Below are 14,508 nucleotides of genomic sequence, written 5' to 3'. Positions count from 1 at the left end.
AAAAATGTAAAATATCAATTGTTGACAACTGTTATATTAGGTGATAAAATAATAAAAGTGTGATTTAAAAGTACACTAAGGGCTTTATATAAAGCTCTTAGTGCTTTTAAGTTATAGAGAAAGTAACAAAGAACTAAAAGCATCAAGCTAAAAGCACAGCAAATCAATCGTAAAGAGACGATTGTAGTTGGCGATCACTGAAAGATCGAAAATAAAAAAGAAGGAGGTGCAGATGATGCCAACAATTAACCAATTAGTTCGTAAAAGTAGAAAAGACATACTAAAAAAATCTACTGCTCCAGCTCTACAGAAGGGGTATAACTCATTAAACAAAAAAACAACTGACGCAAGTTCTCCACAGAAAAGAGGAGTTTGTACTTCAGTTAAAACAGTTACTCCTAAAAAACCAAACTCAGCTTTAAGAAAAGTTGCCAGAGTTAGATTAACAAACGGTATAGAAGTATCTGCTTATATACCAGGTGAAGGACACAACTTACAGGAACACTCTGTTGTTCTTATAAGAGGTGGTAGAGTAAAAGACTTACCAGGGGTTAGATACCACATACTAAGAGGTACATTAGATACTGCTGGTGTAGACAAAAGAAGACAGTCTAGATCAAAATACGGTGCTAAGAGACCTAAAGACAAAAAATAAGAAACGTTATATAGTATAACGAAAAAACAAAAACAGACATAGATTATAATGTGATTAAAGAAGTTAGGTGCTTTAAATATAGATATATTTATGGCATCACGGCTGACTATTCGATGTCGAGTACCTATGATTTAAATTTTAATAATTAAGGAGGGAAGCGAAATGCCAAGAAAAGGTAACGTTCCAAAAAGAGAAGTATTACCAGATCCAATGTACGGAAGTAAGGTAGTTACTAAATTAATAAACAATTTAATGTTAGACGGAAAAAGAGGAAAATCTCAGAAAATAGTATACGATGCATTTGAATTAATAGCTGAAAGAACAGGAGAAGACGCTTTAGAAGTTTTCGAAAAAGCTATGGAAAACATAATGCCAGTATTAGAAGTAAAAGCTAGAAGAGTTGGTGGGGCAAACTACCAGGTTCCAATAGAAGTTAGACCAGACAGAAGACAGACATTAGGTCTTAGATGGTTAGTAAGATACACTAGAGCTCGTGGAGAAAAAGGAATGGTTGAAAAGCTAGCTAAAGAAATAATGGACGCAGCTAACAACACAGGAGCTTCAGTTAAGAAAAAAGAAGATACTCATAAAATGGCAGAAGCTAATAAAGCATTTGCTCACTACAGATGGTAGGATTTTAAAATTCGGATTAAATAGAAATCTTCCAATTAAATTCGTAAATTAAGGAGGAAAAAGATGGCTAGAGAATTTTCATTAGAAAATACTAGAAATATCGGGATAATGGCCCATATAGATGCAGGAAAAACTACTACTACAGAAAGAATCCTTTTCTATACAGGGAAAACTCATAAAATAGGAGAAACTCACGAAGGAGCTTCTCAGATGGACTGGATGGAACAGGAAGCAGAAAGAGGTATAACAATAACTTCAGCTGCTACAACTGTTACATGGAAAGGTAATAGAATAAACGTTATAGATACTCCAGGTCACGTCGACTTCACAGTTGAAGTTGAAAGATCTCTAAGAGTTCTTGACGGTGCTGTTGCTGTATTCTGTGCTAAAGGTGGGGTTGAACCTCAGTCTGAAAATGTATGGAGACAGGCAGAAACTTACGGAGTACCAAGAATAGCATTCATAAACAAAATGGATATACTTGGTGCAGACTTCTACAATGCAGTAGATATGATGAAAACAAGATTAAGTGCAAACGCTGTTGTTCTTCAGTTACCAATAGGTAAAGAAGATGACTTTGTTGGTATAGTTGACCTATTAAACATGGACGCTATAATATACAAAGACGACAAAGGTGTTGAAATGGAAGAAACTGATATACCAGAAGATATGAAAGAAATGGCTCAGGAATGGAGAGAAAAAATGGTTGAAGCAGTAGCTGAAACTGACGAAGAGCTAATGATGAAATATCTTGAAGGTGAAGAAATATCAGTTGAAGAATTAAAAACAGCTATAAGAAAAGCTACAATAGCTTGTGAAATGAACCCAGTATTCTGTGGTACTGCTTACAGAAATAAAGGTGTTCAGCCTCTTATAGATGCTATAATAGACTACTTACCAGCTCCAACAGATATACCATCTATAAAAGGTATATTAGAAGATGGAGAAGAATCTGAAAGACATGCTTCTGATGACGAACCATTCTCAGCATTAGCATTTAAAATAATGACTGACCCATTCGTTGGTAAATTAGCATTCTTCAGAGTTTACTCTGGTACTCTTGAATCTGGTTCATATGTATTAAATGCAACTAAGAACAAGAGAGAAAGAATAGGACGTATACTTCAGATGCACGCTAATACAAGAACTGAAATAACTGAAGTTTACGCTGGAGATATAGCTGCAGCAGTTGGTCTTAAAGATACAACTACTGGGGATACACTTTGTGATCCAGCAGCTCCAATAATACTTGAATCAATGGAATTCCCAGAACCAGTTATATCTGTTGCTATAGAACCAGCTTCTAAAGCAGCTCAGGAAAAAATGGGTATAGCTCTTCAGAAACTTGCTGAAGAAGACCCTACTTTCACAGTTAAAACTGATGAAGAAACTGGACAGACTATAATATCAGGAATGGGTGAATTACACCTTGATATAATAGTTGACAGACTTTTAAGAGAATTCAAAGTTGAAGCTAAAGTTGGTAACCCTCAGGTTGCTTACAGAGAAACAATAACTCAGCCAGTTGACGTTGAATACAAATACCAGAAACAGTCAGGTGGTAGAGGACAGTACGGTCACGTTAAAATCAGAGTTAACCCTACTGAACCAGGTGAAGGATATAAATTCGAAAACAAAACTGTTGGTGGATCAGTTCCTAAAGAATACGTTGGTCCAACTGATATGGGTATACAGGGAGCTATGCAGTCTGGTATAGTTGCTGGTTATCCAGTTGTTGACGTTGCTGTTGAATTATACGATGGTTCTTACCATGAAGTCGATTCATCAGAAATGGCCTTCAAAATGGCTGGTTCTATGGCGTTCAAAAAAGCTATGCAGCAGGGTAACGCAGTATTACTAGAACCATACTTCAAAGTTGAAGTTGTTACTCCAGAAGATTACATGGGTGACGTTATGGGTGACTTAAACTCAAGAAGAGGTCTTATACAGGGAATGGAAGCTAGATCAGGTGCTCAGGTTATAAACGCATTTGTTCCACTTTCTGAAATGTTCGGATACTCAACTGACCTAAGATCTATGACTCAGGGTCGTGCAACATACACAATGATATTCGACCACTACGAACAGGTTCCAGCATCAGTTGCTAAGAAAATAGTAGATGGTAAATAATATATAAAACAAAATAAACAAACACACAAATATTAAAAAAGCACAAAATAGAAGGGTGGCAACTTCTTGCCACCCTGATAAATAAATAAAAAATAATAATATTACTAGGGAGGATTTTTAAAATGGCTAAAGCTAAATTTGAAAGAAGTAAACCTCATGTTAATATAGGTACTATAGGACACGTTGACCACGGTAAAACTACATTAACAGCAGCAATAACAAAAACATTATTCGACAGATATCACTTAGGAGAAGCAGTAGATTTCGCTAACATAGATAAAGCTCCAGAAGAAAGAGAAAGAGGAATCACAATATCAACTGCACACGTTGAATACGAAACTCCAAACAGACACTACGCACACGTTGACTGCCCAGGACATGCTGACTACGTTAAAAACATGATAACTGGTGCTGCACAGATGGACGGTGCTATATTAGTTTGTTCAGCAACTGATGGTCCAATGCCTCAGACAAGAGAACATATACTATTATCAAGACAGGTTGGTGTACCTTACATAGTTGTATTCTTAAACAAATGTGATATGGTAGACGACGAAGAACTTCTTGAATTAGTTGAAATGGAAGTAAGAGAATTATTAAACGAATATGATTTCCCAGGAGATGACACTCCAATAGTAAGAGGATCTGCATTAAAAGCATTAGAAGATCCATCAAGCCCATGGGGAGATAAAATAGTAGAATTCTTCGAAATGATAGATGAATATATACCAGCTCCAGAAAGAGACGTAGATAAAGACTTCTTAATGCCAGTAGAAGACGTATTCTCTATAACAGGTAGAGGAACAGTTGCAACAGGTAGAGTTGAAAGAGGAGTACTAAAAGTACAGGACGAAGTTGAACTAGTAGGATTAGCAGAAGCTCCAAGAAAAGTAGTAGTAACAGGAGTAGAAATGTTCAGAAAATTACTAGATCAGGCAGAAGCTGGAGATAACATAGGAGCATTATTAAGAGGTGTTCAGAGAAATGAAATAGAAAGAGGACAGGTTCTTGCAAAACCAGGAACAGTTAATGCTCACACAAAATTCACAGCAGAAATATACGTACTTAAAAAAGAAGAAGGTGGAAGACATACTCCATTCTTCGATGGATACAGACCACAGTTCTACTTCAGAACAACAGACGTTACAGGAGCTTGTAAATTACCAGAAGGAACAGAAATGGTAATGCCAGGAGACAACGTAACAATAGAAGTTGACTTAATAAACTCTATATGTGTTGAAGAAGGATTAAGATTCGCAATAAGAGAAGGTGGAAGAACTGTAGCATCTGGTGTAGTTGCATCAATAATAGAATAATTAATTGATAGATAATTACTTAAGTGTTATAGATAAAAGAGAGATCATTATGGTCTCTCTTTTTTTTATGGACAAAATTTCAAAAATAGTTGACATGTATACAAAAATTTTGTATACTAAGGAAAGTGTTTGAAAGAAAGAAAAGTAGCCAGTAAGATTTTTAAAAATAGATTAAAATAAATTTGAAAAGCACAAAAAAAGTCTTGCAAAAGTTGTTGAGATGAGGTAAAATATACTAGTGTGCTTGAGAGATATATTTAGTTAAAGTTTTGGCTGAACGCTGCAAAATGCTAAAAATGGGTTATGAGAACACCCGGAAGAGTGTATCGGAGGCGGCGGGATATCAAAATTATAATAAATATTTATAGAAGGAGGGAAATCAAGATGGCTAAAAATGAAAAAATAAGAATAAGATTAAAATCATATGATCACAAATTATTAGATTTTTCTGCTGGGAAAATAGTAGAAACTGCTAAAAAAGCTGGTTCTCAGGTTTCAGGTCCTGTGCCACTACCAACAGAAAAGAAAATAGTTACTATATTAAGAGCTGTTCATAAATATAAAGATTCTAGAGAACAGTTCGAAATAAGAACTCACAAAAGACTTATAGATATAGCTAACCCAACACAGAAAACAGTTGATTCTCTAATGAGATTAGATTTACCAGCTGGTGTTGATATAGAAATAAAATTATAAGAACATATAAACCGCCTAAGATAGAAATATCTTAGAATGATTACTCTTTACGAAGGGCAATCCGCTGTAAGAAAATAATAGGAGGTGCTAATATGAAAGGAATATTAGGGAAAAAAGTTGGTATGACTCAGATATTCACTGAAGAAGGTGTTGTTATACCAGTTACAGTAGTAGAAGTTGGTCCAGTTGTTGTAACTCAGGTTAAAACAGTAGAAAATGATGGATACAACGCAATACAGGTTGGTTTTGAAGATGCAAAAGAAAAATCATTAAACAAACCAGCTAAAGGACATTTAGCAGCAGCTAATGTACTTAAAAAACATTTAAAAGAATTCAGAGTAGAAAACGCTGCAGAATATACAGTTGGACAGGAATTAAAAGCTGATATATTTGAAGCAGGTGCTAAAATAGATGTTACTGGAATATCAAAAGGTAAAGGATTCCAGGGACCAATAAAAAGACACGGACAGTCAAGAGGACCAGAAACTCACGGTTCTAGATACCACAGAAGACCAGGTTCAATGGGAGCTTGTTCTTATCCAGGTAGAGTTTTCAAAAATAAAAAACTTGCAGGACACATGGGTAGCGTAAAAGTTACTATACAGAATTTAGATTTAGTAAGAGTAGATGCTGAAAAAAATCTTATGTTAGTTAAAGGTGCTATACCAGGAGCTAAAGGTTCAGTAGTAACAATAAAAGAAGCAGTTAAGGCTTCTAAATAACTACTAAGATAGGAAAGGAGGAACAAAAATGCCAAAGATAAATGTTATGAATATTAACGGACAGAATGTTGGTGAAATAGAATTATGTGATTCTATATTCAACGTTGAAGTTAACGAACATGTGCTTTACGAAGCAGTTAAATGTCAGTTAGCAAATAGAAGACAGGGTACTCAGTCAGCTAAAACAAGAGCAGAAGTTAGAGGCGGCGGAAGAAAACCTTGGAAACAGAAAGGTACAGGAAGAGCTAGACAGGGTTCTACTAGATCTGTACAGTGGGTAGGTGGAGGAGTTGCCTTCGCACCAAAACCAAGAAGCTACAAATACACATTACCTAAAAAAGTTAGAAGATTAGCTATGAAATGTGCTTTATCTTCAAAAGTTCAGAACAACGAAATAATAGTATTAGATGCATTAACAATGGATGCTCCTAAAACTAAAGAATTCGTAGCTATATTAAACAACATAAAAGCTTCAAGAAAAGCTCTAGTTGTAACAGCTGAAAAGAACGAAAACGTAATAAAATCAGCAAGAAACATAGAAGGTGTTCAGACTGCATTAGTTAACACTTTAAATGTATACGATATATTAAATCATGACACATTTGTAATAACTGCAGATGCTGTTAAAAAAGTGGAGGAGGTGTACGCATAATGACTAATCCACATGACGTTATAATAAGACCAGTCGTTACTGAAAAAAGTATGACAGAAATGGCTGACAAAAAATACACTTTTGTTGTAGATAAGAAAGCTAACAAAACTGAAATAAAAAAAGCTGTAGAAGCTATATTCGACGTTGAAGTTGAAAAAGTAAACACACTAAACTATGATGGAAAAATGAAAAGAATGGGTAGAACTCAGGGAAGAACTGCTAGCTTCAAAAAAGCTGTTGTTAAGTTAACAGAAGGAAGCAAAGACATAGAATTCTTCCAGGGAATGTAATATCCTAACTAATTAAGGAGGGAAACAAGAATGGCTATTAAAAAGTTTAAACCTACTTCTCCTGCCTTAAGACAGATGACAGTTTTAGTTTCTGATGAAATAACTACTAACAGCCCAGAAAAATCACTTTTAGTTAACCTAAAAAATAACTCTGGTAGAAATGCTCACGGTAGAATAACTGTTCGTCACAGAGGTGGAAGACAGAAAAGAAAATATAGATTAATAGATTTCAAAAGAAATAAAGATGGTATACCTGCAAAGGTTGCTACAATAGAATACGATCCAAACAGAACTGCTAACATAGCTTTATTACACTATGCAGATGGTGAAAAAAGATATATATTAGCACCAGTTGGAATAAAAGTTGGAGATACTTTACTATCAGGTAAAGGTGCTGACATAAAACCAGGTAACTGCTTACAGTTAAAAGACATGCCAGTTGGTACATTAGTTCACAATATAGAACTTAAACCAGGTAAAGGTGGTCAGTTAGTAAGATCAGCAGGTGTTTCTGCTCAGTTAATGGCTAAAGAAGGAAAAAATGCATTACTAAGATTACCATCAGGTGAAATGAGATTAGTAAGCGTAGAATGTAAAGCTACTATAGGACAGGTTGGTAACATAGAACACGGTAACGTTGTTATAGGTAAAGCTGGTAGAACAAGACATATGGGTATGAGACCTACAGTAAGAGGTTCTGTAATGAACCCTAACGACCATCCACACGGTGGTGGGGAAGGTAGAGCTCCAATAGGTAGACCATCACCAGTTACACCTTGGGGTAAACCTGCTCTTGGATACAAAACTAGAAAGAAAAACAAAGCTTCAAATAAATTAATAGTTTCAAGAAGAACTAAATAGTAATCGTTAATAGATTTATTTATTCGGAAAGGAGGATCATACATGTCAAGATCAACTAAAAAAGGACCTTTCGTGCATAAGGGTCTATTAAAGAATAGAAGCTATGAACGCTAGCGGAAACAGAGAAGTTATAAAAACTTGGTCAAGAACTTCTACAATATTCCCACAGTTCGTTGAAAATACAATAGCTGTACATGACGGAAGAAAACATGTTCCAGTATACATAACTGAAGATATGGTTGGACACAAATTAGGAGAATTCGTTCCAACAAGAACTTTCAAAGGACATAAAGACGACGAAAAATCAAATAAAAGAAAATAATTATGTTGAAAGGAGGACCACGTAATGGAAGCAAAAGCTACTGCTAAATATGTACGTGTTTCAGCAAGAAAAGCAGGACAGATATGCGATCTTGTTAGAGGAAAAAATGTTGATGAAGCTTTAGCAATATTAAAGTTCACTCCTAGAGAGGCAGCTTCAATAATAGCAAAAGTTGTTGCATCAGCAAAAGCAAATGCAGAAAACAACCACGAAATGGATACAGATAAATTATACATAGCATCAATAGTTGCAAACCAGGGGCCAACAATGAAAAGATATATGCCTAGAGCTCAGGGACGTGCATGCGAAATAAGAAAAAGAACTTCTCATATAGAAGTTGTACTTAAAGAAAAATAAGAGAAGGAGGTACAGTAATGGGTCAGAAAGTTAATCCACACGGACTAAGAGTCGGTGTTATAAAAGATTGGGATTCAAGATGGTTCACTAATAATGGTAAAGAGTTCGGAAGCTTCATATTAGAAGACCACAATATCCGTAAATTCTTAAAGAAAAAATTATACTCTGCTGGAGTTGCTAAAATAGAAATAGAAAGATCAGCTAATAAAGTTAAATTAGATTTACATGTTGCTAAACCAGGTGTTGTTATAGGTAGAGCAGGTTCTGAAATAGAAGCTTTAAAAGCTGAATTAGAAAAATTAACTGGAAAAACTGTTATAGTTAACATAGTTGAAGTTAAAAACGTAGATAGAGATGCTCAGTTAGTTGCTGAAAATATAGCTGCTGCTATAGAAAGAAGGGTTGCCTTCAGAAGAGCAATGAAACAGGGAATACAGAGAGCTATGAAATCAGGAGCTAAAGGTATAAAAGTTGCTGCTTCTGGTAGATTAGGTGGAGCTGAAATGGCTAGAACAGAAGGATACAGCGAAGGAAATGTACCTCTACAGACTTTAAGATCTGATATAGATTACGGATTCGCTGAAGCAGATACTACTTACGGTAAAATAGGTATAAAAGTTTGGATATGCAACGGTGAAGTTCTTCCAACTAAACACGTTCCAGGTGCAGATCCAAGACCTGAAAGACCAGGTAGAAGAGACAACAGAGATAATAAGAGAAATAACAGAAGAGGAAATGATAGAAACAACAGAGGAAACAGAAGACCTCAGGGATCAAGACCTCAGAGAACTGAAAATAAAGAAAACTAATTAAAAGGTTCGAGGAAGGGAGGAAAAATACTCATGTTAATGCCAAAGAGAGTTAAACGTCGTAGAGTTCACAGAGGAAGCATGTCTGGGAAAGCTAACAAAGGTAACACAGTAACTTACGGTGATTTCGGTCTAGTTGCTATGGAACCATCTTGGATAACTTCAAACCAGATAGAAGCAGCCAGAGTTGCGATGACAAGATATATGAAAAGAGGGGGAAAAGTTTGGATAAAAATATTCCCTCATAAACCAATAACAAGAAAACCAGCTGAAACTCGTATGGGTGCCGGTAAAGGTTCACCAGAATACTGGGTAGCAGTTGTAAAACCAGGAAGAGTAATGTTCGAAATAGGTGGTGTAGGAGAAGAAAAAGCAAGAGAAGCTATGAGACTTGCTGCTAACAAACTACCTATCAAATGTAAATTTGTTAAAAAAGAAGATCAGGTAAAGGGTGGTGAATAGGATGAAAGCTAAAGAATTAAGAGAATTAACAAGTGAACAGCTTACAGAAAAATTAAACGAATTCAAAAGTGAATTATTTAGCTTAAGATTCCAATTAGCTACTGGTCAGTTAGAAAATACAGCTAGAATCAAATTTGTTAAAAAAGATATAGCAAAAGTTAAAACTGTTCTTGCTGAAAGAAAGTTAAACGAAGCTAGAGCTTAATAATTGGAAGGAGGCTTTTTAAACATGGAAAGAGGAAGAAGAAAAGTTAGAATAGGCCGTGTTGTAAGTGATAAAATGGATAAAACAATAGTTGTTGCTGTTGAAGAATTCGTTCGTCATCCATTATACAACAAACGTGTTAAGAGAACAAAAACATTCAAAGCTCATGATGAAAACAACGTATGTAACATCGGAGATAGAGTTAAAATAATGGAAACTAGACCTTTATCAAAAGATAAAAGATTTAGATTAGTTGAAGTTGTTGAAAAGGTTAAATAGTTTTTTTAAGAAGGAGGGATTACGATGATACAGCAGGAAACTCGTCTAAGAGTTGCAGACAACTCTGGTGCCAAAGAACTATTAACTATACGTGTTCTTGGTGGAAGTAAAAGAAGATATGCTAATATAGGCGACGTAGTTGTTGCTACAGTAAAAAGTGCAACACCAGGTGGAGTTGTAAAAAAAGGTAAAGTTGTAAAAGCAGTTATAGTAAGAAGCAAAAAAGGCGTAAGACGTAACGACGGAAGTTATATATCATTTGATGAAAATGCAGCAGTTATAATAAAAGACGATAAAACTCCAGTAGGAACTCGTATATTTGGGCCTGTTGCAAGAGAATTAAGAGATAATGACTTTATGAAAATAGTTTCTCTTGCTCCAGAAGTTTTATAATTAAGGAGGTGCAATGAGAAATGATGAGAGTTAAAAAAGGTGACACTGTAGTAGTTATAGCAGGAAAAGACAAAGGTAAAAAAGGTACAGTTCTTAACGTAAACCCTAAAGCTAACAAAGTTACTGTTGAAGGAGTTAACGTAATAACTAAACACCAGAAACCATCTGCTATGAACCAGCAGGGTGGAATAATAAATAAAGAAGCTCCAATAGATATGTCTAATGTAATGCCATTCGATCCTGAAACAGGAAAAGGTGTTAGAGTTAGATTCGTAGAAAAAGACGGAGTTAAAGTAAGAGTATCAGCAAAGAGCGGAAAAGAATTATAATAAGTAATGAAAGGAGGGACCTTAAATGGCTTCTAGATTAGAAGAAAAATATATAAAAGAAGTTGCTCCAGCTTTAATGGAGAAATTTGAATACAAAAACGTAATGGAAATACCTAAATTAGTTAAAATAGTTATAAACATGGGGATAGGTGACGCTAAAGAAAATCCAAAAGGATTAGAAAAAGCTGTTGAAGAACTAGAAATAATATCTGGACAGAAACCAGTTATAACTAGAGCTAGAAAATCTGTTGCGAACTTCAAATTAAGAGAAGGAATGCCAATAGGTACAAAAGTTACATTAAGAGATGACAAAATGTTCTACTTCATGGATAAATTAGTTACTGTTTCTTTACCAAGAGTTAGAGACTTCAGAGGTGTAAGTGCAGATTCATTCGACGGAAGAGGAAACTACGCACTAGGAATAAAAGAACAGTTAATATTCCCTGAAATAGAATACGATAAAGTAGACAAAGTTAGAGGAATGGACATAATCTTCGTTACTACAGCTAAAACTGACGAAGAAGCTCGTGAATTAATAAAATTATTAGGAATGCCATTTTCTAAGTAAGTAAAGGAGGGATTCCCGTGGCTAGAAAAGCAATGGTTGTTAAACAGCAGAGAAAACAGAAATATAAAACTAGAGAATACACTAGATGTTCTATATGTGGAAGACCACATGCAGTTTTAAAAGACTTTGGAATATGCCGTATATGCTTTAGAGAATTAGCATACAAAGGTGAAATACCTGGCGTAAGAAAAGCAAGTTGGTAAGATTTGGAAAGAATGGAAGGAGGGCTATAAAATGACAATGACAGATCCAATTGCAGATATGCTTACTCGTATAAGAAATGCGAACACAGTTAAGCATGAAACTGTTGACGTTCCCGCTTCTAACATAAAAAAAGAAATAGCTAGAATACTTCTTGAAGAAGGTTTCGTTAAAGGTTATGACGTTATAGAAGATGGAAAACAGGGAATAATAAGATTACAATTAAAGTACGGAATAGAAGGCGAAAGAGTTATATCAGGACTTAAGAGAATATCTAAACCTGGTATGAGAGTTTACAGCTCTAAAGACGAAATACCAAAGGTATTAAACGGATTAGGTGTAGCTATAATGTCTACTTCTAAAGGTATATTAACAGATAAAGAAGCAAGAAAAGAAAATGTTGGTGGAGAAGTAATCTGCTACGTTTGGTAATAATCGTTAAAAAGTAAGGAGGTGCTACGATGTCAAGAATAGGTGTTAAACCAATAAACGTTCCTGCAGGAGTTGAAGTTGAAATAGCTGAAGGAAACTTAGTTACAGTAAAAGGACCAAAAGGAACATTAGTAAAACAGTTAAGTGATGAATTAACTATAAACAAAGAAGAAAATACAATAGTTGTTACAAGACCAACTGACAACAAAAAACATAGATCTTTACACGGATTAACAAGAACTTTATTAAACAACATGATAGTTGGTGTTAGTGAAGGATACGAAAAGAAAATGGAATTAAAGGGTGTTGGTTACAGAGCCCAGAAAAACGGAAAAACATTAGTTATGAACTTAGGATTCTCTCATCCAGTAGAAATGGAAGATCCAGAAGGTATAACAGTTGAGTGTCCAAACCAGCTAGAAATAGTTGTTAAAGGTACTGACAAACAGTTAGTAGGAAACTACGCTGCTAAAATAAGAGCTTGGAGAAAACCAGAACCATACAAAGGTAAAGGTATAAGATACGTTGATGAAGTAATCATACGTAAAGAAGGTAAAACTGGTAAAAAATAAGTAAAATAGTTACTTAATATACACACTGGAAAGGAGTGAATGAAGTGATAAAAAAAGCTGATAAAAACGCTAAAAGAGTTCAGAGACATAAAAGAGTAAGAAAAAATCTTTCTGGTACAGCTGCTAGACCAAGACTTTGTGTCTTCAGAAGTGCTAATAACATATATGCTCAGATAATAGATGACGTTCAGAGAGTTACTTTAACTGCTGCTTCTTCATTAGAAAAAGAAGTTAAAGAAGCTGTTGGACATACAGGAAACAAAGAAGCAGCTAGAAAAGTTGGAGAATTAGTTGCTAAAAAAGCTATAGAAAAAGGAATCACTGAAGTTGTATTCGACAGAGGTGGATATATATATCACGGAAGAATAAAAGAATTAGCAGACGGAGCTAGAGAAGCTGGTCTTAAATTCTAATAAAAAGGAGGGAAACACATGCTACGTAAACCAATAGATGCATCAGCTCTTGATCTACAGGAAAGAGTTGTTGAAGTTAGACGTGTTACTAAAGTTGTTAAAGGTGGTAGAAACTTTAGATTCGCAGCTTTAGTAGTTGTTGGAGATGAAAACGGACATGTAGGTATAGGTTCTGGAAAAGCAATGGAAGTTCCAGATGCTATAAAAAAAGCCGTAGAAGATGCTAAAAAGAATTTAATAACTGTACCAATGGTTGGTACTACTATACCTCACGAAGTTAACGGACACTTCGGTGCTGGTAAAATACTTATAATGCCTGCTGCAGAAGGTACAGGAGTTATAGCAGGGGGTCCTGCAAGAGCCGTACTTGAATTAGCTGGATTAAAAGACGTTAGAGCTAAATCTTTAGGTTCTAATAACCCAAGAAACATGGTAAACGCAACTATAGAAGGACTTAATTCACTTAAAACAGCTGAAGATATAGCTAGATTAAGAGGAAAAAAAGTTGAAGAATTATTAGGTTAAGGAGGTAGTTAAAAATGGCTAAATTACAGATAAAATTAGTTAGAAGTACAATAGGAACTACTCCTAATCAGAGAAAAAACGTTGAAGCGTTAGGGTTAAGAAAAAGAGAACAGGTAGTAGTTAAAGAAGATACACCTCAGATGAGAGGTATGATAAAAAAAGTTTCTCACTTAGTAGAAGTGACTGAAATAACTGAATAATATCAAAACGGAAATTAAAGGAGGTGCAAAACCATGAAATTACATGAATTAAAACCTGCTAAAGGTGCTGTAAGATCTACTAAAAGATTAGGTAGAGGTACTGCGACTGGACAGGGTAAAACTTCAGGACGTGGACAGAAAGGTCAGTGGTCTCGTTCAGGTGGAGGAGTTAGAGTTGGTTTCGAAGGTGGACAGATGCCTTTATCAAGAAGACTTCCTAAGAGAGGTTTCACTAACATATTCGCTAAAGAATACACTGAAGTAAACGTTAAAGATCTTAACAGATTCGAAAACGGAACTGAAATAACAGCTGAATTATTAAAATCAACTAAAGTTATAAGCAAAATAGCTAAAGATGGAATAAAAATCTTAGGTGAAGGTGAATTAGAAAAAGCTTTAACAGTTAAAGCAGCAAAATTCACTGCTTCAGCTCAGGAAAAAATAGAAAAAGCTGGAGGAAAAGCAGAGTTAGTATAATAACCTGCT

At 35.1% G+C, this 14,508-nt stretch carries 24 protein-coding genes and 1 pseudogene; all 25 read left to right on the top strand.

Going from position 1 to position 14,508, the window contains the following annotated elements:
• Positions 1 to 235: 235 nt before the first annotated feature.
• The 25 genes and pseudogenes from rpsL to rplO all read left to right on the top strand — a co-directional run bounded on the left by rpsL (position 236) and on the right by rplO (position 14,499).
• Positions 236 to 655: a 30S ribosomal protein S12 gene (gene rpsL, locus ACK2WO_RS01780; protein ID WP_040410588.1), complete on the top strand. Its 420-nt coding sequence runs from the start codon at positions 236 to 238 to the stop codon at positions 653 to 655.
• A gap of 162 nt (positions 656 to 817) precedes the next feature.
• Complete coding sequence (rpsG, locus tag ACK2WO_RS01775; protein ID WP_178411731.1) at positions 818 to 1,288, top strand: 30S ribosomal protein S7; 471 nt, start codon at positions 818 to 820, stop codon at positions 1,286 to 1,288.
• A 63-nt stretch (positions 1,289 to 1,351) separates the two neighbouring features.
• Positions 1,352 to 3,418, top strand: a complete 2,067-nt coding sequence (fusA, locus tag ACK2WO_RS01770; protein ID WP_414698219.1) for an elongation factor G — start codon at positions 1,352 to 1,354, stop codon at positions 3,416 to 3,418.
• 122 nt (positions 3,419 to 3,540) lie between these two features.
• Entirely contained in the window at positions 3,541 to 4,734 is a 1,194-nt protein-coding gene (tuf, locus tag ACK2WO_RS01765) for an elongation factor Tu (protein WP_414698218.1), read from the top strand.
• A 384-nt stretch (positions 4,735 to 5,118) separates the two neighbouring features.
• Positions 5,119 to 5,430: a 30S ribosomal protein S10 gene (rpsJ, locus tag ACK2WO_RS01760; protein WP_006440495.1), complete on the top strand. Its 312-nt coding sequence runs from the start codon at positions 5,119 to 5,121 to the stop codon at positions 5,428 to 5,430.
• 92 nt (positions 5,431 to 5,522) lie between these two features.
• The gene (rplC, locus tag ACK2WO_RS01755; protein WP_178412896.1) at positions 5,523 to 6,152 is read left to right on the top strand and encodes a 50S ribosomal protein L3; all 630 of its coding nucleotides are present in this window, start codon (positions 5,523 to 5,525) and stop codon (positions 6,150 to 6,152) included.
• Positions 6,153 to 6,180: 28 nt separating this feature from the next.
• Positions 6,181 to 6,804, top strand: coding sequence for a 50S ribosomal protein L4 (gene rplD, locus ACK2WO_RS01750; RefSeq protein WP_414698217.1), 624 nt, complete (start codon positions 6,181 to 6,183; stop codon positions 6,802 to 6,804).
• Positions 6,804 to 7,094, top strand: coding sequence for a 50S ribosomal protein L23 (gene rplW / locus ACK2WO_RS01745; RefSeq protein WP_178412897.1), 291 nt, complete (start codon positions 6,804 to 6,806; stop codon positions 7,092 to 7,094). The genes rplD and rplW overlap by 1 nt, the downstream gene beginning before the upstream one ends.
• A gap of 30 nt (positions 7,095 to 7,124) precedes the next feature.
• A complete protein-coding gene (rplB, locus tag ACK2WO_RS01740) occupies positions 7,125 to 7,955 on the top strand; it encodes a 50S ribosomal protein L2 (RefSeq protein WP_006440499.1) in 831 nt (276 codons plus the stop codon).
• Positions 7,956 to 7,997: 42 nt separating this feature from the next.
• Positions 7,998 to 8,277: pseudogene (gene rpsS, locus ACK2WO_RS01735) on the top strand (30S ribosomal protein S19).
• A gap of 24 nt (positions 8,278 to 8,301) precedes the next feature.
• The gene (gene rplV, locus ACK2WO_RS01730; protein ID WP_006440501.1) at positions 8,302 to 8,634 is read left to right on the top strand and encodes a 50S ribosomal protein L22; all 333 of its coding nucleotides are present in this window, start codon (positions 8,302 to 8,304) and stop codon (positions 8,632 to 8,634) included.
• A 17-nt stretch (positions 8,635 to 8,651) separates the two neighbouring features.
• Positions 8,652 to 9,443: a 30S ribosomal protein S3 gene (gene rpsC, locus ACK2WO_RS01725; protein WP_178412898.1), complete on the top strand. Its 792-nt coding sequence runs from the start codon at positions 8,652 to 8,654 to the stop codon at positions 9,441 to 9,443.
• Positions 9,444 to 9,476: 33 nt separating this feature from the next.
• Positions 9,477 to 9,905, top strand: coding sequence for a 50S ribosomal protein L16 (rplP, locus tag ACK2WO_RS01720; protein WP_040410589.1), 429 nt, complete (start codon positions 9,477 to 9,479; stop codon positions 9,903 to 9,905).
• Between the two features lies 1 nt (position 9,906).
• Complete coding sequence (gene rpmC, locus ACK2WO_RS01715; protein WP_006440504.1) at positions 9,907 to 10,110, top strand: 50S ribosomal protein L29; 204 nt, start codon at positions 9,907 to 9,909, stop codon at positions 10,108 to 10,110.
• A 24-nt stretch (positions 10,111 to 10,134) separates the two neighbouring features.
• Positions 10,135 to 10,389, top strand: a complete 255-nt coding sequence (rpsQ, locus tag ACK2WO_RS01710) for a 30S ribosomal protein S17 (protein WP_040410590.1) — start codon at positions 10,135 to 10,137, stop codon at positions 10,387 to 10,389.
• A gap of 24 nt (positions 10,390 to 10,413) precedes the next feature.
• Positions 10,414 to 10,782, top strand: a complete 369-nt coding sequence (gene rplN, locus ACK2WO_RS01705; protein WP_006440506.1) for a 50S ribosomal protein L14 — start codon at positions 10,414 to 10,416, stop codon at positions 10,780 to 10,782.
• A gap of 23 nt (positions 10,783 to 10,805) precedes the next feature.
• Positions 10,806 to 11,111 carry a 50S ribosomal protein L24 gene (gene rplX / locus ACK2WO_RS01700; protein ID WP_006440507.1) on the top strand — a complete coding sequence of 102 codons (306 nt, stop codon included), beginning with the start codon at positions 10,806 to 10,808 and terminating at the stop codon, positions 11,109 to 11,111.
• 25 nt (positions 11,112 to 11,136) lie between these two features.
• Positions 11,137 to 11,679, top strand: a complete 543-nt coding sequence (gene rplE / locus ACK2WO_RS01695; protein ID WP_178412899.1) for a 50S ribosomal protein L5 — start codon at positions 11,137 to 11,139, stop codon at positions 11,677 to 11,679.
• A 17-nt stretch (positions 11,680 to 11,696) separates the two neighbouring features.
• Positions 11,697 to 11,882 (top strand): type Z 30S ribosomal protein S14, encoded by a 186-nt coding sequence (locus ACK2WO_RS01690; protein ID WP_178412900.1) that lies wholly within the window; start codon positions 11,697 to 11,699, stop codon positions 11,880 to 11,882.
• A 31-nt stretch (positions 11,883 to 11,913) separates the two neighbouring features.
• Complete coding sequence (gene rpsH, locus ACK2WO_RS01685) at positions 11,914 to 12,312, top strand: 30S ribosomal protein S8 (RefSeq protein ID WP_178412901.1); 399 nt, start codon at positions 11,914 to 11,916, stop codon at positions 12,310 to 12,312.
• A gap of 29 nt (positions 12,313 to 12,341) precedes the next feature.
• Positions 12,342 to 12,884 (top strand): 50S ribosomal protein L6, encoded by a 543-nt coding sequence (gene rplF, locus ACK2WO_RS01680; protein ID WP_178412902.1) that lies wholly within the window; start codon positions 12,342 to 12,344, stop codon positions 12,882 to 12,884.
• 44 nt (positions 12,885 to 12,928) lie between these two features.
• A complete protein-coding gene (gene rplR, locus ACK2WO_RS01675; protein ID WP_178412903.1) occupies positions 12,929 to 13,297 on the top strand; it encodes a 50S ribosomal protein L18 in 369 nt (122 codons plus the stop codon).
• A gap of 18 nt (positions 13,298 to 13,315) precedes the next feature.
• The gene (gene rpsE / locus ACK2WO_RS01670) at positions 13,316 to 13,822 is read left to right on the top strand and encodes a 30S ribosomal protein S5 (RefSeq protein WP_006440515.1); all 507 of its coding nucleotides are present in this window, start codon (positions 13,316 to 13,318) and stop codon (positions 13,820 to 13,822) included.
• Between the two features lie 14 nt (positions 13,823 to 13,836).
• Positions 13,837 to 14,022, top strand: a complete 186-nt coding sequence (rpmD, locus tag ACK2WO_RS01665) for a 50S ribosomal protein L30 (RefSeq protein WP_414698216.1) — start codon at positions 13,837 to 13,839, stop codon at positions 14,020 to 14,022.
• Between the two features lie 33 nt (positions 14,023 to 14,055).
• Entirely contained in the window at positions 14,056 to 14,499 is a 444-nt protein-coding gene (rplO, locus tag ACK2WO_RS01660; protein WP_006440517.1) for a 50S ribosomal protein L15, read from the top strand.
• Positions 14,500 to 14,508: the final 9 nt, after the last annotated feature.

This window comes from Peptacetobacter sp. AB845 (assembly GCF_047528295.1).
Classification (GTDB): Bacteria; Bacillota; Clostridia; order Peptostreptococcales; family Peptostreptococcaceae; genus Peptacetobacter.
The sequence above is the reverse complement of the archived record's forward strand: the minus strand, read 5'-3'. Positions and strand labels throughout refer to the sequence as shown.